Genomic DNA, 25138 nt, shown 5'->3' with positions numbered 1-25138 from the left:
TTAATTACAAGATATTTAGTTTAGAAATAAATTAAGAATATATCGTAATGACTCAATATATTTAGCCGTCGTTAATCATTAACGAAATAATGATTATTGATAAAGAAAAAATTACAAGGAATTAAAAAGATGTTAAATCAACAATTACACACAAGAACGCCAACAGTAGTGGTTTATGATAATCGCGGAGCTGCTATTCGTGAAATTAATTATTGTCGTCATCCCGACACAATAAATAAAACAGATGAACGCATTACGCGTCACTACTTTCATGCTCGCGGTTATTTAGAACGCAGTATTGATGCAAGATTGTATGAAGCTCAGCAATCAGACGCCACTATTCAACCCAATATTCAGCAAGTGGTGAGTTTAAGTGGCGCATTATCACTGTCACAAGGTGTTGATAATGGAAATAGCTTTAATATCAATGATATTGAAGGCACGGTTGCACAACAGATTAATGCCAAAGGCACCGTGACGACCTACGAGTATTCCGCTCAAAGCGTTGAGCGATATTTGGAGCAAGTCAAAGAAGGGAAATTAGGGGATCTAGACACGAGGGTGATTCAAAAATTGAAATGGGGGCGAGGAAACGGTGATGAGTTAATCGGGATCAATCAAGTGGGGAGATGTATTGAATATTATGATACCGCAGGAAAGAAAACAGCCGATAGCTTTTCCTTATTAGGTGCCGTGTTATCGGAAACGCAACAATTACATTATGGTGATTTTATTGACTGGAGTTCAGAGTATGAAATAAATGAGCTTAAACAAGCTGAAAAATTTACCACTCAATATACTTATGATGCCACGGGGGCTGTATTAGCAGAGACCGATGCAAAAGGGCATCAACGCCGTCTTGCCTATGATATTGCGGGTTTTGTTAAGCAATCTTGGCTGACCTTAAAAGGTCAATCAGAACAAGCGATTTTACGTTCACTCACTTACTCAGCCGCGGGGCAAAAATTACGTGAAGCGCACGGTAATGGCTTAGTCACCACTTATAAATATGAGCCTGAAACACAACGTTTACTGCATGTCAAAACACAGCGTCCTCAAGGTCATGCATTAGGTGCGAAGATCATGCAAGATCTGCGTTATGAGTACGATCCGGTCGGCAATATTATCTGTCTGAAAAATGATGCTGAAGCGACTCGCTACTGGCGTAATCAGAAAGTGGTGCCAGAAAATCGCTATATTTACGATTCACTGTATCAATTAATTAGTGCAACAGGGCGTGAATCAGCCAATCAAAAAACACCCGCATCAATCCAATCTCAAACCATTACCACGTTGGTCAAAGATGCACAAAGCTATACCAATTACACGCGTTTATACGCTTATGATAGAGGCGGCAATTTAACGCAAATCCGTCATAACTCTCCTATTGCGCAACAAAGTTTTACCCAAGATATTTGCGTATCTAATAAAACTAATCGGGCATTACTTGAATCACAATGTTCTGATCCGAAGCAAGTCGATAGCTATTTTGATGAAAGTGGTAATTTAACCCAGCTTCTTAATGGGGATGCCATTATTTGGGATAGCCGTAATCATCTGAACGCCACTAAAGAGATAATGGAAACGGGGCATTTATCTGAGGGCGAAACTTATCAATATAACAGTGCGAGCCAACGTGTGATGAAAATACGCGGGCGTAAAGCGGCTGGCGGTGATTTAGAAACAGTCACTACGCACTATTTACCGAATATTGAAGTCTGGGAAGTAAATGAAAATCCAGTAACAGAAAAATATGCGGTAGTACAAATCAATGCGGGTACCAGTGCAAAAGTCAGAGCCTTGTGTTGGGAAATGGGTACGCCGAAAGGGATTGAAAATAATTCACTGCGTTATAGCTATGATGATGGTGTGGGTAACAGTGGATTAGAAACCGATGGTCAAGGGCAATTAGTCAGTTATGAGGAATATTACCCTTATGGCGGCGCCGCGATTTGGTCGAGTGAAAATGCGCTAGAAGCAGATTACAAAACTATTCGTTATTCAGGTAAAGAAAAAGATGCTACGGGGCTGTATTACTACGGTTATCGTTATTATCAACCGTGGATTGGTCGTTGGTTAAGTGCCGACCCTGCCGGTACAGTGGATGGGCTAAATTTATATCGCATGGTGCGTAATAACCCAGTGACATTGCAGGATCCGGATGGGCGTGCTCCAGCTATTAGCTCCATACCAAATGATACACCTTTAACAGAAATATTTCAGTGGGGGGATATTCTTTATGGTTTAGATAAGCCTCTAGAGAGCTTTGTATCTGTGTTGAACTCTTACGGCTTTAAAAGAAAAGAAGCAATTAAACCACCTACTAATAATATTTTTAAATTAAAAAGACGATTTTTCCCGAAAAAGAAAACTAATATTTTCATTCAAAGTGATATCACTAATGCTGTCTGGAATATTAAAAAACCTACAAAGTATGCTGATGACGAAAGGGTAAATAAACGGTTAAGCGATCCTGAGCGAGCTATTCAGTTCAGACAATTTATTTCTTCTCATGAGAGATACAACGTTATAGATCAGGATGCAGCGACTAAACTTAAGTCAAAACTATGGAAAAGAAAGCAATTGAAAATTCCTTTATGGAATAAGACCAGTAAAGCTGGGCTGGAGTTTCAGTTGCTAGTCAGAAAAAAACCGCTTCATTTTATTGCCGATCTCATTGGAGATGATATTGGTGTGGTTGTATCAAAAAAAGGGTACGGGACGAGTATAACATCCAGTGAGCTTCGTTGGTTATACCGACATAGAGATCTTCCCGAAGTTCGCTCCAACCTGATATTTTACCGTGGTGGTAAAAAAATATCTCATGAGGAAATTTTTGGAAAAAGTGAGTGGTCGAATTACCATCCCAAAAATCAATATAATAAAATGGAGAACAAACTATAGTTACATTTAAACGAGAAAGCCTAGATGTCATGTGGCTCGAGACAAATTGAAAAATAGGTTCAAATACAAATTGCCGATTTGAATGGTTCGGCGATATCTCTAGAAGATTTTCATATTTTGGAGATAAATCTAAAACACACAACCCAGTGAGACAGTTTTTTTGTCTCATTTGGGTTGTTTTTATTTCATACCGATGATTTGAGTCTTTTTAATAAAAGATAAAATAAAGTATTAAAAATAAATTTATTTATTTTTTTTATTATTAATAGTCATTTAATAAATATTAAATGACCGTTTTAGTCCTGTTTTAATATTAAATTAAATCGCGATATTGTTCACAAATATTAATAAATGGATATTTAATTATCTATTTTTGACTAATATCTATTGTGATTGAAACGAACATTATATTTTAAAAACTTTTAATAATTATTGCGGATTTTTTATGAAGAAAAATAAATTTATGGTATTTACTGCAACGTTATTATTATCATCAGCTAGTTTTATTTCAACAGCATCAGAGGATGTCACATTAAAACATGGCTATATTGATAAACCACCAAGCCGTGCAGTGTTATGTAGAACTACTATTCCTAATAGTAATAATATAAAATTTAATAAAAATTGTGGCTCTGTAGAATATGAGCCTCAATCAGTTGAAGGACTTAAAGGCTTTCCTAAAGAGGGTCCTGCTGATGGTCAAATTGCCAGTGGTGGAAATGAAGCATTTTCTGCATTAAATGAGCAGAGTGCTGATCGTTGGCATAAAGTCGCAATGAAAAGTGGAGAGAATACGTTTAAATGGACATTAACGGCTAAACACAGTACCGCATCATGGCGGTTTTTTATAACTAAACAGAATTGGGATGTAAATAAACCGCTTACTCAAAAGGATTTTGATCCAACACCTTTTTGCCAGAGATTTGATAATGGTAAAATACCAACGGCAACAGTAGAATTAAATTGTAATATACCAGAACGTTCAGGTTATCAGGTTATTTTAGGGATTTGGGATATTGCGGATACAGCAAATGCTTTTTATCAAGTGATTGATGCTGAATTTGAAGAATAATCGATTTAATTTAATGCAAATAATTATTTAATATCAATAGTAGTATTGTTTTTAATACTGTTTATTTTAAAGTATAAATAAATTCTTAATCTAAATTTTAAATTTAGATGAGAGATTATATTTTGTATTAAATAAAAAATATAACTATTTATTATCGTTATTTAATTGATGGCACCTTGATATAGGCGCTATTTTCATTAAATCGACTAGAAATCCCTCTCTCACAATGCTACTTTCTAATATATACCTATAATTATTTAGCTTAAAACCAACATCACTGAGGTGCGATTATGGAAATTTATTTAGATACTGCGGATATCGAAGAAGTTAGAAAACTCTCTCAAGTGCTTCCTATTGCAGGTGTCACCACTAATCCTTCCATTATTGCTAAATCGGCACAACATATTGAAACACTATTGCCTGAATTAAAAGCCGCTATGGGCGGTAAAGGGCGAGTATTTGCACAAGTGGTTGCCAGTGATGTCGATACCATGATTGAAGAAGCACTGCGTATTGGGAATATTGCCGATAATACCGTGATTAAAGTTCCAGTTACAGAAGCAGGCCTTGTTGCCATTAAACAATTAAAGCAAAAAAATATGCTGGTATTAGGTACGGCAATTTACAGTGTGTCTCAAGGATTAATGGCGGCATTAGCGGGCGCGGATTATATTGCGCCTTATGTGCATCGAATGGATAGACAAGGTTCTGATGGGGTCAGAGTGGTAAAAGAGTTACAAACCCTGATCACCATGCATAATTTACCGACAAAAATCTTAGCGGCGAGTTTTAAAACACCACGCCAAGTGGTCGATTGTTTATTAGCGGGTGCTTCTTCGGTGACATTACCGATTGAGCTTGCTTATTCCATTATTCGCTCACCGGTTGTTGATGATGCGGTAAATAGATTTACGGAAGATTGGCAAACTGCTTTTGATCGTCGTTTTTTATAATTAAATGAAGAGCATGAGATTAAGTGCTATAACGCTATATAGCACTTAATTTATCAATATTAGTATATAACGATATTAATCTTCACTTTTACTAATGTATTAATAACGAGGTTATTATAGCTTGAAATAAACGAATATTGATTTACATCTAATAATAAGACACCTTTCTGGCAATCTAAATTCAAATCTATTACTATAATGTTAGTCTATAAATGGATTATTAATACAATCTATTTATTTTTTATTTTGTTGTTAAAAATTGCTTTTATATCAATAGATTATTTTTTTTGATTAAAGTGTTCTTTATATTTTAATATTTAATTAATTTTTTGTTTTTACTCGGTTTAGTTGTTATTACTTTTTATTTAATAACAAAATAATAAATTGTGACGGGCGTGTTAATTAAAGGGTTTGGTTGTTAAAAATAAACTAATATTATATTGATGGGGTAGTTAAATTACCTAATTAACAGGGAAAACCGATACTCCGCGGTGCAATGATAATTAACATATTCAGTTATTATCTTTATTTAGTGATAAATAAAACTTTATTTGTGATACTGGAGTAAATATGTGTGAAGAATACATGAATAAGCCACTCTATCTGTCAATTGCTGACTGGGTTCAAGAGCAAGAACGTTGGGTAAGCGCAAAAGAGATTGCAAAAAAATTCGATATCCCTCAATGCAATGCGATTAATATCGTTTCTTACATTCTGGCTGATGTAAAAGAAATTGAGTGTGAAACGAAAAGCGTGCCTAACCAGCTTGAAGGCAGAGGTTGCCAATGCCAACGGATGATCAAAGTGAGTCATATTGATCCTCAGCTTTATTCTCGCATAAAAGGTCATGTTCAAGGCAAAAGTAGTCAAAGTTCACCTGAGAAATTAGCAACGATGATCCCTCATGGATTAAATCATGAGCAAAAATGGCAATGGATGTTGTCAAAATCGCAACGTCGCTAATTTAAGTGACTTCGTTTCATACTAATTGAATAATGACGACAGGCGCTCGCAACGCCTGTCGCTGTTTGTTACTAACCTTTCGGCTTTACATCTGTTGTGCCACGTAAACGAGGGCGATGAGGTTCAGGAGCAGTTAATGGGGTGGTTTCAACTAAGCTTTGGCGGCAACGAACCGCCAAGTCTTGATATTCACGGGTGTTCATCCGTTTCCATTCCATATCTTGATCGGTAATATCACGCACATGTTTTGCTGGGCTGCCGATTAACATTTGGCGAGGTTGTCCTTGAAAGCCCGCTTTTACAAAGCTCATGGCGGCAACAATACTTTCCTCACCAATGACAGCACCATCCATAATCACGCTATTCATACCGACTAAACTGTCACGCCCGATAATACAACTATGAAGAATAGCACCGTGTCCAATGTGTCCATTTTCTCTCACAATGGTGTCCATATCGGTATAACCGTGCATGATACAACCGTCTTGAAGGTTAGCGCCTGCTTCAACAATTAAGCGTCCATAGTCGCCTCTTAGTGAAGCAAGAGGACCGATATAAACACCTGCACCAATAATCACATCACCAATTAATACAGCAGATGGGTGAATATAGGCTGTTGGATGTACCACAGGAACAAGACCTTCAAATGCATAGATGCTCATCCATTTTTCCTCTTTGTTGTATTATCGAAGTGGTATTCTCGAAATACGGGATAATTACCGGCCTTTCCATTCAGGTGCGCGTTTTTCAGCAAAGGCTAATGGCCCTTCGGTGGCATCTTCTGAATGTAAAACACTTGGGTAATGTTTTAATACACCACTGCGCATTAATTTGTAGCCCTCTTCAATAGAAAGCTCGCTAGTGGCACGATAAATCTCTTTTAATGCAGCGACAGCTAGTGGCGCACTATTCGCGATTTGATCAGCAAGTTCGCGTGCGCTATCCATTAATTCAGCAGAACTGACAACGCGGTTTGCAATGCCCCAACGCAGTGCTTCATCTGCATTCATACGACGACCTGTCATCAGCATTTCGTTGACGATAGCCGGTGGTAAACGTTTAGGTAAACGCAAAACACCACCACTGTCTGGGACAATACCTAATTGTGCTTCGGGCAAAGCAAAAGAAGCATTATCTGAGCACACCATCATGTCGGCGGCGAGTGCTAATTCAAATCCGCCCCCAAAAGCATAGCCGTTAACGGCAGCAATGACAGGTTTATCAAGATCAAATAATTCGGTTAAACCCGCAAAACCACCCGCACCAAAGTCTGCATCGGGTGCTTCACCTTCAGCTGCTGCCTTTAAATCCCAACCTGCGGAGAAAAAGCGTTCGCCCGCGCCCGTAATAATGGCAACGCGTAAGTTGGGATCATCACGAAAACGCAGAAAAACTTCGCCCATTTCATGACTGGTTTTTGCATCAATCGCATTGGCTTTGGGTCTATCTAAGACAATCTCAAGTACTGAACCACGTGTTGTTAGGTGTAATGATTGGCTCATGTTGTATTCCTTTTTCGTCATCAAAAATAAGCATTTATGATTGAGATTATTTTGCTATCGTTAAAACTTACCTATGTCTTATTTCAAATGCTTTTTAATTACTTTTCCTGAGCAATTACGAGGTAAACCTTCTCGAAACTCGACTTCTGATGGCACTTTAAATTTCGCCATATTGTGTTCGCAGAAATGGAAAAAATCGTCTTTACTCAAGGTTTCACCTTCAACAAGCACCACAAAGGCTTTTATGGCTTCATCACGAATATCATCAGGCACACCAATAACTGCCACATCTTGAATTTTAGGATGTGAAGAAATAATGTTTTCAATCTCAACGCAAGAGACGTTTTCGCCACCGCGTTTGATCATGTTGCAACTGCGATCAACAAAATAGAAAAAGCCTTCATCATCTCGGTAACCATAATCGCCAGTATGTAACCAACCTTCAGGTTCCAGCGCTTTAGCTGTTGCATCCGGTCGGTTGTAATACTCTTTGAATAAGGTTTTTCCAGGTTCGCCTTTTACGCAGATCTCACCGACAACACCATCAGGAACTTCGTTGTTTTGTTTGTCTCTGATTTGAGCTTGATAGCAAAAACCGGGTCTACCGATTGACGGCCAGCGGCGTTTATCGCCGGGTCTATCACCGATTAAACCCACGATGGTTTCTGTCATGCCGTAAGAGGTGAGTAATCGCACGTTAAAGCGTTCGATAAAGGCATCTTTTTCTTCATCTGCAAGATTGAGATAGAACATCACTTCGCGTAATTTGTGTTGCTTTTCTTCTGATGAAACAGGTTGTGCCATTAAGGTTCTCATCATCATGGGAATGCACTCTGTTACCGTTGCTTGATACTTTAGGATCTGTTTCCAAAAGGCTCTTGCACTGTATTTTTCGAGTAAAACAAAGGTGGCACCGACAGAAAAAGCTGGGAGTGATGCCGTGCATTGGCAATCAATATGAAAAGCTGGCATCACGGTAAGATAAATATCGTCTTCCCGTAATGCGTTTTGCCATGATGAGTAATAACCCGCAAAGCGTAAGTTATAGTGCGTGATAACCACACCTTTAGGTTGCGATGTGGTACCCGATGTGAAAAGAATTTCAGCAGTATCATCCACACTTAATGGAGTGTGATGATTAAGCGTGACAGGGTGTTTGGCTTTTTCTTTTAAAAAGTCCACAATCCCTTTTTCAGCAGGCATTGCGTTTTCAGAAATTAAAAACAGCTGCGTTAAAGGGCTTTGTTCATCCTGTAACATAGGTTGGTAAATCGGATAGAAATTATCGCGTGTAACGACATAATGGGCTTGGCAGTGATTGATTATCCAAGCGCTCTCTTCATACATAAAGCGCGCATTAATGGGCACCATGACAGCGCCAATTTTTGCCAGCCCAAACCAGCAAAAGAAAAATTCAGGGCAGTTATCAAGATGTAAGGCAACATGGTCGCCTTTTTTTATGCCACTAGCATGAAAAAGATTTGCGGTTCTGTTTATCTCTTCATTTAATTCACAGTAGCTAAATTGTCTCACCTGTCCTTGTGCGGATTCAAAAATTAGCGCTGTTTTTGTGCCATAAACCTCTGCCAAATCATCCCACATTTGACGTAAGTTTTGTTTGCCAATTACATCCATTAAACTGTTATCCCCTACTTTTGCCCTAAATTCAGACGCCGTTATTTTTTTTATGGTGTCTGAATTTTACGGTGTTATTTTACGATTTTAGCCAGTCCTTTATCGACCAGCCCCCTGATTTGTTCGTCGCTATAACCGATGTTTTTTAAGATAGCGTCAGTGTCCATACCGTGAGATGGCATACCACGCCAGATTTTCCCCGGATTATTTTTGAATTTCGGCATCACATTTGGCCCTTTGCAGGTTTCGCCATTCATGGTCTGCCATTGGGTAATTGATTCTCGTGCGACATATTGCGGATTGTCTTCAAGCTCAGGAATAGTCAACACTTTGGCGCTGGCAATATTGAGTTCAGACAGGCGCTTCAGCACGTCAGTGATCGGTTGTTTTGCTAACCACTCATCTAACTTATCTTCAAATAATTGACCATGAGGGCAATTGATACGGTGAATAAGTTGAGTACCTTCAGGCACTTCTGGTGTACCTAAAAGATGCGCAAGACCAATATCTTTGAAAATTTCTTCAATTTGAGTAATGCCGACAACTTCCATCACGATAAAGCCATCTTGGCAACGGTAAAGCCCACAGCCTGCGTAGTACGGATCTTTCCCTTTAGTCATACGAGGGCAAATTTCACCGCCATTGAAATAATCCATCATGAAGTATTGCCCCATGCGCAACATCACTTCATACATGGCGATATCAATACTTTCGCCTTTGCCTGTTTGTTGAACCTTATACAGTGCAGCTAAAGCGGAAGTAGTTGCGGTCATTCCTGAGAAATAGTCTGCGGTATAAGGGAAAGCAGGCATTGGCTGATCTTTGTCACCGTTTTGGATCAAATAGCCACTAAATGCTTGAGCAATGGTGTTATAAGCCGGTAGGTTGGTGTATTGCGGATCACCATATTGACCGAAGCCCGATAAATGCGCGATAACCAATTTAGGGTTATGTTCCCATAAAACTTCATCAGTAATACCACGACGTGCAAAGGCAGGGCCTTTACTGGCTTCGATAAAGATATCAGTGGTTTCCATTAATTTCAGGAACGCATCACGGCCTTCATCTTTAAAGATATTGAGTGAAAGAGCATGTAAATTACGGCGAGAAAGTTGTGGATAATGAGGTTGAACGCGAATGGTGTCAGCCCATGCAACGTTTTCAATCCAAATTACTTCTGCTCCCCATTCTGCAAACATTTGTCCTGCGAATGGCCCTGCAATTTCAATTCCTGAAAATACAACGCGAACCCCAGAAAGTGGGCCGAATTGTGGCATTGGTAAATGTTCTGTCATAGCGTCACCTCGTCAGTGGACTTTTAAAAAACTCCCTCATCTGTAGATGAGAGAGTAATTTGTGATTAATTAGCGGTACTGTTTAAGCACTGAACGTCCTAATGTCAGGATCTGCATTTCATCAGAGCCACCAGACACTCGGTCAACACGAAGGTCACGCCAGAAACGAGAAATACGGTGTTCACCCGCAATACCCACACCGCCAAGCACCTGCATTGCACTATCGACCACTTCAAATGCTGCGTTAGCACAGAAGTATTTACACATTGCCGCATCACCGGAAGTGATTAAGTTGTTGTCACTCTTCCATGCAGTTTCATATAACATGTTGCGCATTGAATTGAGTTTGATCGCCATATGGGCGAATTTTTCTTGAATTAGTTGGAAACGACCGATTGCTTCACCAAATTGCACACGTTGGTTGGCATAGCGTGCTGCATCTTCAAAAGCACACATTGCAGTACCGTAGTTAGTGAGTGCTACTAAGAAACGCTCGTGGTCGAACTCTTCTTTCACACGGTTAAAGCCGTTACCTTCACGACCAAACATGTCTTTTTCTTCAAGCTCAACATTGTCGAAAGTGATTTCACAGCAGCTATCCATGCGTAAACCCAGTTTTTCTAACTTGTTGACTTTGATGCCCGGTTTACTCATATCGACAAACCATTCTGTAAAGATAGGTTTATCAGGTGATGCTGCATCGCGGCTCATCACAACAACATAAGGGGTATAGGCGCTACTGGTGATAAAGCATTTGCTACCATTGAGGTAAACTTTGCCATCTTTACGGGTATAGGTGGTTTGTAAGCTACCCACATCAGAACCTGCACCCGGTTCGGTAATGGCAGAGTTCCACATCTGTTTACCAGTACCGCGGAACGCCATAATTTTATCAATTTGTTCTTGTGTGCCTTCACGCAATACGGTGTTAAAGCCACCCGGTAATTGATACAGCACGTAAGTTGGTGCACCTAAGCGACCTAATTCCATCCAAATTGCCGCAACAGTAACAAAACCGGCATTTAAGCCACCGTGCTCTTCTGGGATCAGCAGATTGTCGATTTCCATATCCGCTAAGGCTTTGACAAAACGCTCTGGGTATTTACTTTCGCGATCACACTCTGCGAAATAAGCTTCCCAGTTTTCACTGGCCATTAATTCGCGGACACCGTCAACAAACAGTTCCTGCTCATCATTCAATCTAAAATCCATGTTAATAACCTCTTAATATGTCATTCTTTGCGTATAGCGGATCAGTCTTTCCAATGTACTTTGGCATCTTTAATAAAGGACAAGGTGACCATGATATTGACGAAAAATAGTGGGCATCCTCCAGCGATAATGGCGGTTTGAATCGGTTTTAAACCCCCAAGTGCTAGCAGAATGATGCCGATAATACCGACTAATACAGACCAGCCGATGCGCACTAATAAAGGTGGCTCAGAGCCTTCTTTCATAGAGCGGCAGGTAGACATTGCCAGTGTGTAAGAACAGGCGTTAATTAAGGTGACAGTGGCAATAAAGCAGAGGATAAAGAAGCCCCACATTGTTGCTGTACTTAATGGTAATGCCGCCCATGTTTCGATGATTGCGCGAGGTACACCGTATTGCTCAATCAGTTGTGGAATATTGAGAATGTTTTGGTCAATCAGTTGTAAGGTATTACCGCCAAGGATTGTCCAAATTAACCAAGTTCCTGCGGTTAAACCTGACACCATCCCTAAACATAACTCACGAACAGTACGGCCTTTAGAGATACGTGCTAAGAAGATACTCATTTGGATGGCGTAAATAACCCACCAAGCCCAATAGAAGACTGTCCAGCCTTGAGGGAATCCGCCTTTACCGATAGGGTCTGTATAAAACAGCATACGTGGCATATACATCATCAATGTACCCACAGAGTCTGTGAAGTAATTGACGATAAAACTTGCACCGCCCACGATAAATACCCAACCCAGCATTAAGAAACTCAGGTAAGTACGCACGTCACTGGCAATTTTTACCCCTTTTTGCAGACCAAATGCCACGCAGATTGCATTCAGGACAATCCAACAAGAGATAATAATGGCATCTAATAACAGGGTATGAGGAATACCAAATAAGTATTGAATACATTCAGTGACAAGCGGTGTGGCTAAACCCAGACTTGTCCCCATGGCTAAAATCAGGGCAACTAAATAGAAGTTATCAACAATGGTGCCGAATAAACCATTAACGTGTTTTTCACCGACTAATGGGGTTAAGGTACTACTTGGTCGAATCACTTCCATTTTGCGAACAAAGAAGAAGTAAGCGAATGCCACGGATAAGAAGCTATACGTTGCCCAAGGCAGCGGCCCCCAGTGGAACAGGCTATAGGCTAGACCAATTTCTTTTGCTTGAGTGGAGTAACCTTCCATACCAAATGGTGGGCTTGAAATGTAGTAGTATATTTCAATCGAGCCCCAGAAAAGGACCGCGGCTGACGTACAAGACGCAAACATCATAAAGATCCAGCTTGCGGTACTAAATTCTGGTTTATCATCTCCTAGACGTTTATTGGCATAACGACCGAAGACTAACCAAAACCAACCCCCGAACATAATGACCATATACCATTCGAAGGCCCAACCCCAAACATTGGTAACATAGCTGAATACGGCGTTAATCACTTCATTTGAAGCGTCAAGATCACGTACCGTTAACCAACATAAAATACCAACAATGATTAATGGCGGAAAAAAAACCTTCGGTTCTATTCCAGCCTTTTTATTATCTTTGCTCATAGGTAAATTTTCCAAATATATTTAGCGCAGAAGTTTAAGTAGTGTTAATTCCTAATATCTAATAAAGCATTTGAGTTTAATTTTATCTATTTCGTCTATTGAATTTTCATCATAATAGAAAAATAAAGTGATTGGCTAATCCATAAATCTATTAATGATGAAGAATGATGGATATTATAAGAAATCTATTCTGTTATTCACTTCACACTATTCTTTTTGTCGATTTTATGTTACGTTTTATAACGTTTCGTTTTCATTGTAACTGATTGATAATTATATCTATCAATTGATATGTAATGGGGTTGTTATATTCCGTCTTTCAATATTGTTGATCTTGGTGGCAATATTGAACGTTAAACACTGCTATATTTATTATGTTCAATATTGTTGATCAATGTAGCAATATTGAAAGTTGTTCACTTCAATTAAAATTAATTTCAATATTGGTGATGTATTTAGCAATATTGAAACCTATCCATTCTTTATTTATCCATGTTCAATATTGGTGACCTAGGTTTAATTTTTTAAATGCTTAATTGTGTTAATTCTATATTACATTGCCAGAGTAAATGACATTATTGATTAATTTCAGGAGATGTAATGAATATTATTACATGTTACAAGAGTGTTCCCGATGAGCAGGATATTACGGTAAATAGCGCAGATGGTTCGCTGGATTTTTCTCGTGCTAATACCAAAATCAGCCAATATGATTTAAATGCGATTGAAGCCGCTAATCAATTAAGAGCGCAACTTGATGGTATCCAAATCACGGCAATGAGTGTCGGTGGTAAAGCTCTGACCAATGCGAAAGCACGTAAAGATGTTTTATCTCGCGGTGCTGACGACTTAGTGGTTGTGGTTGATGATCAATTTGAAGCCTCTCTGCCTTACCAAACGGCGGTTGCACTGGCTGCAGCTGCAACTAAAAATGGTTATGACTTAATTCTTTGTGGTGACGGCTCTGCGGATCTGAGTTCACAACAAGTGAGTTTGCTGGTGGGTGAAATCTTAAATATTCCAGCAATCAATGGTATTAATAAAATTGTTTCTCTTTCTAATGACTCAATAACAGTTGAACGTGAATTAGAAAATGAAATTGAAACACTGACAATTCCATTACCCGCTGTAATTGCGGTGTCTACTGACATTAACACGCCTCAAATTCCTTCAATGAAAGCCATTCTTGGTGCTGCCAAAAAAACTGTCCAGCAATGGAGTGTCACCGATCTTGGTCTGGATGCGATTGATGCGCGTTCAGAGCAAAAAGTGGCGGCGCCGAAACAGAAAGTTCGTCAACGCATCATTATTGAAGGTGATGGTGATGATCAGATTGCTGAGTTGGCAGAACACTTACGTAAAATTCTTAAGTAATAGGGGGAGTTATGAGCCAGTTTTCAACTGTTTGGGTATTTAGTGATGCACTTTCCCGTTTACCAGAATTAATGGGTGGCGCTTCTTCATTAGGACAATCTATCAATGTATTTACATTGAATGATGAGCAAAGCGTTGCTGCTTTTAAATTAGGTGCAACAGCGGTTTTCCAATTAGAAGGTAAACCAGACGATCGCATTATTGAAGACTATGCACAAAGCATGGTTGAAACCATCAAAGAAAAAGGTGATGCAGGTTTAGTGCTACTGCCTAATACACGTCGCGGAAAATTAGTCGCAGCACGTTTAGGTCATCGTTTAGAGGCCGTTGTTTCTAATGACGCACAATCTTTAAATGCAGAGGGTGATGCATTAGTAACAAAACACATGGTTTATGGTGGGTTAGCCTTTGGTGATGAAACCTTGAAAACGCCTTATTGTGTTGTAACTGCAAGTGTGGGAGCTTTTGATGTTGCACCAGAAACGAGTGCTACGGGCAATGCACAAAAAGTTGCATGGATTGCTCCAGCTCAAACCATCGTTCGCAATTCAGTTCAACCACGCGCAATTAATGCTGTTGATTTAGATAAAGCGCGTTTTGTTGTTAGCGTGGGTCGAGGTATTGGTAGTAAAGAAAATATTGCTATTGCAGAAGCGTTAGCGAAAGTTATCGGTGCTGAAATCGCCTGTTCTCGTCCTGTTGCGGAAAATGAGAAGTGGATGGAACATGAGCGTTATGTCGGTATTTCTAACCTGATGCTGAAACCTGAACTTTATTTAGCCGCCGGTATTTCAGGACAAATTCAACATATGGTCGGCGCTAATGGCGCACAAACCATTGTTGCTATCAATAAAGACAAAAATGCACCTATCTTCCAATTCGCGGACTACGGCATTGTCGGTGATTTAATGAAGATCTTACCTGCATTAACTCGTCAATTATCTAACTGATTTATTTAAGCAGGGAAGGTGACTTCTCTGCTGTTTATCGCAAATTCTGGAGATGTTATGTCCGATTCCGAAGATATTTTCGATGCCATTATTGTTGGCGCAGGATTAGCAGGATCTGTGGCTGCCCTTGTTTTGGCAAGAGAAGGCGCACAAGTATTGCTAATAGAAAGAGGTAACTACGCTGGCGGGAAAAATGTAACCGGTGGTCGTATGTATGCACATACTCTTGAACGCATCATTCCTGAGTTTGCGCAAGAAGCGCCCGTTGAGCGCGTGATCACTCATGAAAAATTGTCATTTATGACTGAAACAGGCGCAATGACGATTGATTACCAAAATACGGAAGGAAACAACCCTAAAACGGCCTCTTGGTCTGTATTACGGGGCGAGTTTGACCAATGGCTAATGGAGCAAGCCGAAAACGCGGGTGCGCAATGTATCACGGGCATTCGTGTTGATAAGTTAGTTGAACGTGATGGCAAAATTGTGGGTGTTGAAGCCGATGGCGATGTATTAGAAGCGAAAGCAGTCATTTTAGCCGATGGTGTGAACTCTATTCTTGCTGAACAGTTAGGCATGACAAAACGTGTTGCCGCTGAAAATGTCGCAGTGGGCGTTAAGGAGATCATCGAACTGCCTGAAAACGTCATTAAAGATCGCTTTAACCTAAAAGATAATGAAGGTGCGGCGTGGTTATTCGCAGGTTCGCCTACTGATGGATTAATGGGCGGTGGTTTTTTATATACCAATAAAACCACGCTTTCTTTGGGGCTTGTCTGTGGACTTCACCATATTAAAGACGCTAAAAAATCAGTACCACAAATGCTGGAGGATTTTAAACAGCATCCGGTTGTTGCTCCGCTAATTGAAGGCGGAAAAATGGTGGAATACGGTGCGCACGTCGTTCCTGAAGCGGGTTTAAGAATGCAAAACGAATTAGTACGCGATGGTGTACTGATTGCGGGTGATGCTGCAGGGATGTGTATGAACCTTGGCTTTACTATCCGTGGCATGGATTTAGCGATGGCATCTGGTGAAGCTGCTGCAAAAACTGTGCTTTCTGCCATGGCGAAAAATGATTTTAGTAAACAAACGCTAAATGAATATCTCAAACATTTAGAAGATGGTCCGTTACGTGATATGAAAGCCTATCAACGTATGCCGGATTTACTTGATAACCCTCGTATGTTCACCGCTTACCCTGAAATGGTGGTGGGTATAGCAAAAGATCTCTTTACCGTCACCGGTGAAGCGCCAGTACCCATGCGTAAAACTATGATGCGTCATACCAAAAAAGTCGGTTGGATGAATCTGATTAAAGATGGGATCAAAGGAGTAAAAGCAATATGAGTTCTCCCGTAAATGTCGATGTCAAATTAGGCATCAATAAATTTAATGTCGATGAGGAAAATCCACATATCGTCGTTAAAGAGCAGCCTGATATGCAGGTATTGGAAACCTTAGTCAAAGCCTGTCCTGCCGGTCTTTATAAAAAACAAGAAGATGGCACCATCAGTTTTGATTATGCGGGGTGCTTAGAGTGTGGAACTTGTCGAATTCTTGGTTTAGATAGTGCGCTTGAAAAATGGGAATACCCACGCGGCACGTTTGGCGTGGAATATCGTTACGGATGATGTATCGCTACTTTTCTCCCAGTGCTGTCTCCGGCCTGGGAGCTTTTCTTTTTTGTTTTATTTAGAAAAAATACCAGGACGCAGTCATGCAACCCAGAAACTTTGATGATATTCGTTTTACCTCTGTACATCGTCGAGTGATGTTATGGGGGAGTGGCGGCCCTTTTCTTGACGGCTATGTATTAGTGATTATTGGTGTCGCATTAGAGCAACTTACACCGTTATTACAGCTTGATACACAGTGGATTGGTCTGCTTGGTGCGGCAACATTAGCCGGACTTTTTATTGGTACATCGCTCTTTGGTTATATTTGTGACAAAGTGGGTCGTCGCAAAATGTTTCTCGTTGATATTGTCGCTATTGCGCTTATTTCGATTGCGACGATGTTTGTTTCAACACCAGTGGGTCTGCTGGTAATGCGATTCCTGATTGGCATTGTGATTGGTGCCGATTATCCTATTGCAACTTCGATGATCACTGAATTTTCCAATAAAAAACAACGCGCCTTTGCCGTCGGATTTATTGCTGCTATGTGGTATATCGGGGCGACTTGCGCCAATTTAGTCGGTTATCTTTTATATGATGTTCAAGATGGTTGGCGTTGGATGTTAGGCAGTGCTTTTATTCCTTGCGTTATTATTTTAATTGGTCGTTTTGATTTACCTGAATCTCCGCTTTGGTTAATACGCAAAGGGCGTATTAAAGAGTGTAATGAAATGATGATCAAACTCTTTGGTGAACCCGTGATATTTGAAGCGGAAGATGCCAAAACAACCCGTTTTATCGAGTTATTCAATAAACGTCACTTTTCTTTTGTGTTGTTTGTTGCGGTGATTTGGACTTGCCAAGTGATCCCGATGTTTGCCATTTATACTTTTGGACCACAAATTGTCGGTTTATTAGGATGGGATACTGGACGAAGTGCCGCACTGGGTAATGTCATCATCAGCCTGTTCTTTATGTTTGGGTGTATTCCCGCGATGTTTTGGTTAAACCAGACAGGACGACGCCCGTTATTGATAGGTAGTTTTGCCATGATGACATTGGCATTATTCGTGCTGGGCGTTTTCCCTAATCTGCCGATTTTATTTGTGATCTTAGCGTTTGCAACTTACGCCTTTTTCTCTGGTGGCCCCGGTATTTTACAATGGCTCTACCCCAATGAGTTATTCCCAACGGATATTCGCGCTTCTGCGGTAGGGGTGATTATGTCGATAAGCCGTATTGGTACCGTTATCTCAACCTGTGCGCTTCCTGCCTTTATTGCCACTTATGGTATTAACACCACGATGCTGGTGGGAGCGGCAATCTCTTTATTCGGTATGATAGTGTCAGTGTTGTTTGCACCAGAAACCAAAGGATTAACGCTTAATCAAACGTCAACCATGCCGATGCGGCGTGGTAAATAAATTCTTTAACCGATGATTAATAAAATAAGTTAAGTGATTTAAATTGTTTTTTATTTAGATGTTATAAAATTAAATCGTTATTGTATTTTTTTTATATTGTTTTTATTTAAATTATCACATCAATATTTATTGATAAGATTTTTTTATATCTTAAAATGAGCTGAGTATATTTATATTAAAAAGAGAGTGGTTTTGTTTTTTTATAAAAATAAAATAACTCTCCTTTTTCTTTATTAATAATAACACCTTTATAACGCATTAGTTTCAAATTTATCTCATTGTTATTAATTACTCTTCAATTACAAATTATATTTAACCCGCCAAATCTAGACCTCAATCACAAATCTTTCTCAGACTATTCAAATGACGAAAAACAGTTCGTTATTTACCAAGAATGAATAAATCCCCCTACCCAGAATAAGGTCATTACAGACAGAAACACCAGCAAAGAAGCGGTTGAGTAGGTATTTATGACCTTATTAGAAACGACAGTTAAAGAATGTCTAAACAATGTAGTAAAGCAACATGCATTACAAATAGCCTTGATTGAAAATCAAAGTAAAAAAACACTGACTTGGCAACAATTACAACAAGAAGTAGAAAGCGTTGCTCGTGGATTTTTAGCCATTGGTTTAAAAAAAGGTGATCGTTTAGGTATTTGGTCTGCTAATAGTAAAGAGTGGATAATTTGTTTTCTTGCTGCTGCTCAAATTGGTGTTCCCGTTGTTTGTATTAACTTTCATTTTAAAAAAAGAGAGTTATTAGATTTATGTCGATTAACCGGAATTAAAGCGCTCTGTTTTTCGGAGGGTTTTAAAAGCAATCATTTTATTGAGGTTATTAATTGTCTTTCTAAAAAAGCATCAGAAAATAAAGATGTATTACCTCAATTATTTATTAGCATGGGTGATGAACATGCAGAAAAAAGTGTCTCTTTATCTCAATTAAAAGAAAAAGCAATACACGTATCCGATACCGTTTATCAACATGCTGTCGCCCAAGTTAGCGTAAAAGATTTACTGACTATTCAAATGACTTCTGGCAGTACTGCAATGCCTAAAGGTGTCATGTTAAGCCAATATAATGTCATTAATAATGCCATGCTGTCAGCACAGCGCTTAGGTGTGACACATGACGATGTGATTTGTCTTGCGGTTCCTCTGTTCCACTGTTTTGGACTCTCTTCTTGCCTCTTTTTTGCGTTAACAACAGGGTGCCAACTCGTTCTTCTTGATAACTATTGTGCAGAAGATGTGTTAAAAGCCGTTCAAAATCATCATTGCACCATTATGCACGGTGTACCGACAATTTTTAGTCGTTTAATGAAGCATGAGCAATTTTCTCACTATGATTTATCCAGCCTTGATAAAGGCATTATTGCAGGCGCCAGTTTCCCTCCAGCCTTAATTGATGACATCGAAAATATCCTCGGCATGAAAGGGATCACTGTCTCTTATGGCCAAACAGAAGCTTCACCTTGCTGTACTCAAACATTACCTCACGATCCCTTAGCGATAAAGCGTAGTTCGATTGGTAAACCTTTACCTTTTGTGGAAATGAAAATTATCAATCCGAAAACAGGTAAACCTGTGCCAGTCGGCATTTTAGGTGAAATTTGTACGCGTGGCTTCCATGTGATGATGGGCTATGACAATGCACCAGACAAAACCAAAGAAGCGTTAGACGAAGAAGGGTGGTTACACACGGGGGATATCGGCTGTATCGACGAACAAGGAAATTATCACTATGCCTATCGCATGAAAGAGATTGTGGTACGTGGTGGTGAAAATATCAGCCTTTGTGAAATAGAAGAAGCCATTGCTGAATATGCTGGTGTTGATGAGACAAAAGCATTTGGTATTCCGTCAACGGATTTAGGTGAAGAAGTGATTGCCACCATTTGTGTGCAAAAAGGCCACAGCATTGGTGAAAGTGAATTACGTGAATTTCTACAAGAGCGACTGGCTCGCTACAAAATCCCTAAAGAACTCCATTTCTTTACAGCGTTTCCTCATACCCCTTGCGGAAAAATTGATGTGCAAGCATTGAAATTGCAACTGGGTTATAGCGTTTCAATCAAGGATGAAAAAACCAAAGTAGCGGGTTAAGTGACAATGGATTTATCCACATTCTGACAACAGCAGTATGAAGTCTAAAAATAATTAGGAGAAGAAATGACAAGTCATAAAGCACTGGAAGGCGTCACCGTAGTTGAGTTGGCGACCTTTATCGCAGTACCTGCAGCGGGTCGAATTTTAGCTGATATGGGTGCGAACGTAATCAAAATCGAATCGCCAAGTGGCGATAATTTACGCTATACCGCACCAACAGAAGGGCGCCCATTAGATCAACATGAAAACACCAGTTTTGATTTAGAAAACGCCAATAAACGTGGGATTGTGTTAAATACGAAAACAGAAGCAGGGAAAAAAATCCTGTTTGAACTGTTAGAAAAAGCAGACATTTTCTTAACTAACTGGCGTCCGGGTGCAAGAGAGCGTGCGGGTTTAGATTATGAAACGTTAAAACAACGCTTTCCAAAATTAGTTTATGCCAGCGTGACGGGTTATGGCGATGAAGGACCAGATAAAGATTTACCGGGATTTGACTACACCGCATTCTTTGCCCGTGGCGGTATTTTAGGTTCACTGTACCAAAAAGGTACTGTACCCATGAACGTGATCCCCGGTCTTGGCGATCATCAGTGTGCATTAGGTTTAGTGTCGGGTGTATTAGCTGCTTATATTCGCGCTAAAAATATCGGTCAAGGCGAGTATGTTTCAACTAACTTGTTGCATACCTCTATTTACACCCAAGCGATTATGATCCAAGCGGCGCAATATCCAGATTATGGACAGCCTTATCCAATCGATCGCCGTAATACCACCAGCCCATTTATTTTGGCTTATAAAACGAAAGATGACCGTTTTATTCAAGTTTGTATGCCAGTTTATGACGCTTACTACCCAACCTTTATTTCTTGTATTGGTCGCCCAGATTTAGCGGAAGACACGCGTTATACCCGCCTACAAGAAGTGGCGAAAAATAATCGCTCCCCTGAATTATATGACCTGATTTGGCAGCAAGTTGAGCAAAAAACAGCGTCAGAATGGGCAGATATTTTCACCAAAAACGATATCCCATTCAGCATTGCACAAACGTGGGAAGAAGTGCTGGAAGACAAACAAGCTTGGGCAATCAACACCTTCTACAACATGAAATACAAAAATGGCAGTGAAAAAGCCTTAGTTCGTCCGCCGATTGATTTCTTAGAAAGTGGTTTACCTGAATACCGCCGTGGTCCTTTGTTAGGTGAAGACACACCGTCTGTATTAGCAGAATTAGGGTATAGCGCTGAAGAGATAGCAAACCTTGAAGCCAATAAAGACGTGATGACGTGGAAAGAATAATCCACTTACTTTTTTAATTTTCAGGAGAGCAAAGGCATGCAACAAGACATTTTCACAATGGGCGTTGATATCGGATCGTCAGCATCAAAATGCATCATCATGAAAAATGGTGACGCTATTGTCGCGAAGTCGTTGGCATCAGTCGGTGCTGGGACATCTGGGCCTGAAAAAGCGATCAATGAAGTATTGCGTCAATTTGACGGCGATCTCAGTCAGATCAGTTGGATCTGCGCAACAGGATATGGCCGAAATTCTCTGAAAGAAGCCAACAAAGAAGTGAGTGAACTTAGCTGCCATGCGAAAGGCGCGCACTTTCTTTTTCCGGGTGTGAAAACGGTGATTGATATCGGCGGTCAAGACGTTAAAGCACTTCATATGGATGGTGCAGGCCGTTTATTAAACTTTGTGATGAATGACAAGTGCGCTGCGGGTACAGGACGCTTTTTAGATGTGATGTCGCGAGTATTAGAAACCAAGATTTCTGATCTCGCTCAAGAGGGCGCTAAGTCCACGAAAAAAGTCACGATTAGCTCAACCTGTACCGTGTTCTCTGAATCGGAAGTGATTTCTCATCTCGCGAATAACGAAACAATACCCGACGTCATTAATGGTATTCACCGCTCTGTGGCTAGCCGTATTGCCGGTCTTGCAAAACGAGTCGGTGTTGAAGCCCCTGTTGTCATGACAGGCGGTGTTGCCAGTAATTTTGAAGTTGTTCGTTATGTTAGCGAGGAGCTGAACGCCTCTATCGCCACCTCACCATTATCACAATACAACGGGGCGATAGGTGCCGCCATTTATGCCTTTGAAGCGTACCGCCATCAACTGGAAGACGATGCGTTAACAATAGGAACATCAAAATGAGCAATGTAGATATGAATGCGCCGGATTATATTCCTGCGAAAAAACGACTGCAAAAAATCGCCGCTGATGCTTATCAGCGCGCGTGGGATGCGAAAAACAGCGGTGAAAAAATAGGGTGGTGTGCCTCTAACTTCCCTCAAGAAATTGCTGAAACATTAGGTTTATGTGTGGTTTATCCTGAAAACCAAGCTGCTGCGATTGCCGCGAAAGGCGCGGGTTTAAAAATGTGTGAGCATGCAGAAAGCATGGGATATTCCAACGATATTTGTGCTTATGCGCGTATCAGCCTCTCTTACATGGATATTAAACAGTGTGAAGAGATGGATATGCCACAGCCTGACTTCTTGCTGTGCTGTAACAACATCTGTAACTGCATGATCAAATGGTATGAAAATATCGCTTATGAGCTGAATATCCCGATGATCCTTATCGATATTCCTTATAAAAATGACTATGACACCGATGATGTCACGGTGAAATACGTTCAAGCTCAATTTGATGATGCGATTAAACAACTCGAAAAAGTGACTGGCAAAGTCTTCTCCGAAGAGAAATTCAAACAAGTTTGTGAGATCTCACAACGTACAGGGCACGCATGGTTAAAAGCGGCAGAATATTGCCAGTATGAACCATCACCAATGAATGGTTTTGATCTGTTTAACCACATGGCAGTTGCAGTTTGTGCTCGCGGTAAATTAGAAGCTGCGCTGGCTTTTGAGCAACTGTGTGAAGAGATGGAACAAAACATCAAAGAGAAAAAATCGACTTACCGCGGTGAAGAAAAATACCGTGTTCTCTTTGAAGGTATTGCGTGCTGGCCTTACTTGCGTGCCACATCTACGCCGTTAAAAGAGCAGGGTATCAACGTGACTGCCACTGTTTATGCCACCGCATTTGGTGTGATTTATCAAAACAGTGACGAGATGATGCGTGCTTACTCTTACGTCCCTAACTGTGTCTCTGTTGAGCGTGCTGCTGATATGCGTATTAACGTGAGCCGTCAGAATAAAGTTGATGGTGCAATTATTCACGTTAACCGTAGTTGCAAGCTCTGGAGTGGCATTATGCCTGAAATTGAGCGCCGTATTCGTCATGAACTGAAGATCCCTACAGTGACTTTTGATGGCGACCAAGCTGATCCTCGTGTTTTCTCTGAAGCGCAGTATGTCACCCGTGTTGAAGCATTGACTGAAATTATGGCTGCTAACAAAGCAGAAATGAAAAAGGGAGACATCTAATGAAAACATTAACGGAATTGTTTGATGAATTACAAGCCGTGGTGGATAACCCTGTTGCTCAATTAGATAGTTTTATTCGTAGTGGTAAAAAAGTTGTTGGCTGTTTTCCTGAATATACCCCTAATGAAATTGTCTATGCGGCGGGTATGGTGCCTTTTGGTATTTGGGGGGCGGAAGGTCGTGAGATTTCAGAAGCGAAGAAATATTTTCCTCCTTTCTATTGTGCGTTAGTGCTTTCTTCTCTTGAAATGGGATTAAATGGGGCGTTAAACAAACTATCAGCCGCCATCATTCCATCACTTTGTGACACCTTAAAATGCTTAGGGCAAAACTGGAAAGCCGGTGTACCACAAGTGCCCTTTATTCAATTAGTCCATCCACAGAACCGTAAAACGCCAGCAGGTATTGCTTTCTTAACCGAACAATACAAAAAAATTGCACTGCAATTAGGGGAAATTTCAGGTCAAGCGGTGACAGACGATGCACTGAAAAATGCCATCCATCTGTTTAATCAGCGCCGTCGCGCATTACGTGAGTTTTCAGATATCGCGGCACTGCATCCAAATTTAGTCACGCCACAACGCCGTAATACGGTGATCAAAAGTGGCTATTTTATGGATGTCGTTGAACATACAAAAGCCGTTGAAGCCATTGTTGCACAATGTAAAACCTTGTCTCCAGAACCTTGGAAAGGACACAAAATTGTTGTAACAGGCATTATTGCGGATAGCCCTTCTATTCTACAAATTTTGGCTGACAACAATATGGCGATTGTGGCGGATGAAGTCGCGCATGAGTCTCGTCAATTTCGCCAAGATATTCCTGAAAACAAAGCACCTTATGAAGCGATGGCTGAGCAAATCGCTCAGCTTGAAGGGTGTTCGCTTTTGTATGATCCAGAGAAAAAACGCGGTCGTTTAATTGCCGATATGGTGAAAAACACAGGCGCTGATGGTGTCGTCTATTTACTGACGAAGTTCTGTGATCCTGAAGAGTTTGATGCCCCTATTGTGAAGAAATTCCTCGATAGAGAAGGCATTCCTTCCATCATTATCGAAATCGATCAGCAAACTAAAACATATGAGCAGGCAAGAACAGCACTGCAAACTTTTGCAGATGTGCTTTCTGCTTAACAACGTTAATTAATAGTCACAAAAGACCTGCGTG

General features: G+C 40.4%; 20 protein-coding genes. 14 read left to right on the top strand and 6 right to left on the bottom strand.

Annotated features, from left to right (window positions below; all coding sequences use genetic code 11):
- Nucleotides 1-129 precede the first annotated feature (129 nt).
- The 4 genes from B6258_RS06520 to caiF all read left to right on the top strand — a co-directional run bounded on the left by B6258_RS06520 (nucleotide 130) and on the right by caiF (nucleotide 5892).
- Nucleotides 130-2904 (top strand): RHS repeat-associated core domain-containing protein, encoded by a 2775-nt coding sequence (locus B6258_RS06520; protein ID WP_099074597.1) that lies wholly within the window; start codon nucleotides 130-132, stop codon nucleotides 2902-2904.
- Nucleotides 2905-3349: 445 nt separating this feature from the next.
- Nucleotides 3350-3976, top strand: coding sequence for a lytic polysaccharide monooxygenase (locus tag B6258_RS06515; RefSeq protein ID WP_099074596.1), 627 nt, complete (start codon nucleotides 3350-3352; stop codon nucleotides 3974-3976).
- A gap of 290 nt (nucleotides 3977-4266) precedes the next feature.
- Nucleotides 4267-4929 carry a fructose-6-phosphate aldolase gene (gene fsa / locus B6258_RS06510; RefSeq protein ID WP_099074595.1) on the top strand — a complete coding sequence of 221 codons (663 nt, stop codon included), beginning with the start codon at nucleotides 4267-4269 and terminating at the stop codon, nucleotides 4927-4929.
- A gap of 570 nt (nucleotides 4930-5499) precedes the next feature.
- A complete protein-coding gene (gene caiF / locus B6258_RS06505; RefSeq protein WP_099074594.1) occupies nucleotides 5500-5892 on the top strand; it encodes a carnitine metabolism transcriptional regulator CaiF in 393 nt (130 codons plus the stop codon).
- A 71-nt stretch (nucleotides 5893-5963) separates the two neighbouring features.
- Here caiF and caiE read toward each other — a convergent pair whose 3' ends face one another.
- The 6 genes from caiE to caiT form a co-directional block, all read right to left on the bottom strand.
- Entirely contained in the window at nucleotides 5964-6554 is a 591-nt protein-coding gene (gene caiE, locus B6258_RS06500; protein ID WP_099074593.1) for a carnitine operon protein CaiE, read from the bottom strand.
- Between the two features lie 54 nt (nucleotides 6555-6608).
- Nucleotides 6609-7394: a crotonobetainyl-CoA hydratase gene (gene caiD, locus B6258_RS06495; protein ID WP_099074592.1), complete on the bottom strand. Its 786-nt coding sequence runs from the start codon at nucleotides 7392-7394 to the stop codon at nucleotides 6609-6611.
- 78 nt (nucleotides 7395-7472) lie between these two features.
- Nucleotides 7473-9029, bottom strand: coding sequence for a crotonobetaine/carnitine-CoA ligase (gene caiC / locus B6258_RS06490; RefSeq protein ID WP_099074591.1), 1557 nt, complete (start codon nucleotides 9027-9029; stop codon nucleotides 7473-7475).
- A gap of 74 nt (nucleotides 9030-9103) precedes the next feature.
- Nucleotides 9104-10324 carry an L-carnitine CoA-transferase gene (gene caiB / locus B6258_RS06485; RefSeq protein ID WP_023582984.1) on the bottom strand — a complete coding sequence of 407 codons (1221 nt, stop codon included), beginning with the start codon at nucleotides 10322-10324 and terminating at the stop codon, nucleotides 9104-9106.
- 69 nt (nucleotides 10325-10393) lie between these two features.
- A complete protein-coding gene (caiA, locus tag B6258_RS06480) occupies nucleotides 10394-11536 on the bottom strand; it encodes a crotonobetainyl-CoA dehydrogenase (RefSeq protein ID WP_099074590.1) in 1143 nt (380 codons plus the stop codon).
- A 41-nt stretch (nucleotides 11537-11577) separates the two neighbouring features.
- On the bottom strand, nucleotides 11578-13092 hold the full coding sequence (caiT, locus tag B6258_RS06475) for an L-carnitine/gamma-butyrobetaine antiporter (RefSeq protein WP_099074589.1): 1515 nt from the start codon (nucleotides 13090-13092) through the stop codon (nucleotides 11578-11580).
- Nucleotides 13093-13692: 600 nt separating this feature from the next.
- Here caiT and fixA point away from each other — a divergent pair.
- From fixA to B6258_RS06425, 10 genes are all read left to right on the top strand, one after another.
- Entirely contained in the window at nucleotides 13693-14466 is a 774-nt protein-coding gene (gene fixA, locus B6258_RS06470) for a putative electron transfer flavoprotein FixA (RefSeq protein ID WP_099074588.1), read from the top strand.
- Between the two features lie 11 nt (nucleotides 14467-14477).
- Nucleotides 14478-15416 (top strand): FAD-binding protein, encoded by a 939-nt coding sequence (locus tag B6258_RS06465; RefSeq protein WP_099074587.1) that lies wholly within the window; start codon nucleotides 14478-14480, stop codon nucleotides 15414-15416.
- Between the two features lie 57 nt (nucleotides 15417-15473).
- On the top strand, nucleotides 15474-16766 hold the full coding sequence (gene fixC / locus B6258_RS06460) for an FAD-dependent oxidoreductase FixC (RefSeq protein ID WP_099074586.1): 1293 nt from the start codon (nucleotides 15474-15476) through the stop codon (nucleotides 16764-16766).
- Nucleotides 16763-17050: a ferredoxin-like protein FixX gene (fixX, locus tag B6258_RS06455; protein WP_023582978.1), complete on the top strand. Its 288-nt coding sequence runs from the start codon at nucleotides 16763-16765 to the stop codon at nucleotides 17048-17050. Before fixC ends, fixX begins: the two co-directional genes overlap by 4 nt.
- An 86-nt stretch (nucleotides 17051-17136) precedes the next feature.
- Complete coding sequence (locus B6258_RS06450) at nucleotides 17137-18459, top strand: MFS transporter (protein ID WP_099074585.1); 1323 nt, start codon at nucleotides 17137-17139, stop codon at nucleotides 18457-18459.
- A gap of 470 nt (nucleotides 18460-18929) precedes the next feature.
- A complete protein-coding gene (locus tag B6258_RS06445; protein ID WP_099074584.1) occupies nucleotides 18930-20567 on the top strand; it encodes an AMP-binding protein in 1638 nt (545 codons plus the stop codon).
- Nucleotides 20568-20633: 66 nt separating this feature from the next.
- The gene (locus tag B6258_RS06440; protein ID WP_099074583.1) at nucleotides 20634-21869 is read left to right on the top strand and encodes a CaiB/BaiF CoA transferase family protein; all 1236 of its coding nucleotides are present in this window, start codon (nucleotides 20634-20636) and stop codon (nucleotides 21867-21869) included.
- A gap of 36 nt (nucleotides 21870-21905) precedes the next feature.
- The gene (locus tag B6258_RS06435; protein WP_099074582.1) at nucleotides 21906-22733 is read left to right on the top strand and encodes an acyl-CoA dehydratase activase; all 828 of its coding nucleotides are present in this window, start codon (nucleotides 21906-21908) and stop codon (nucleotides 22731-22733) included.
- On the top strand, nucleotides 22730-23971 hold the full coding sequence (locus B6258_RS06430; RefSeq protein ID WP_099074581.1) for a 2-hydroxyacyl-CoA dehydratase subunit D: 1242 nt from the start codon (nucleotides 22730-22732) through the stop codon (nucleotides 23969-23971). The genes B6258_RS06435 and B6258_RS06430 overlap by 4 nt, the downstream gene beginning before the upstream one ends.
- The gene (locus B6258_RS06425) at nucleotides 23971-25104 is read left to right on the top strand and encodes a 2-hydroxyacyl-CoA dehydratase subunit D (RefSeq protein WP_099074580.1); all 1134 of its coding nucleotides are present in this window, start codon (nucleotides 23971-23973) and stop codon (nucleotides 25102-25104) included. The genes B6258_RS06430 and B6258_RS06425 overlap by 1 nt, the downstream gene beginning before the upstream one ends.
- Nucleotides 25105-25138 lie beyond the last annotated feature (34 nt).

The sequence above is a fragment of the Proteus alimentorum genome (genome assembly GCF_002607735.1).
In the GTDB taxonomy this organism is placed as follows: Bacteria; Pseudomonadota; Gammaproteobacteria; order Enterobacterales; family Enterobacteriaceae; genus Proteus; species Proteus alimentorum.
The sequence above is the reverse complement of the archived record's forward strand: the minus strand, read 5'-3'. Positions and strand labels throughout refer to the sequence as shown.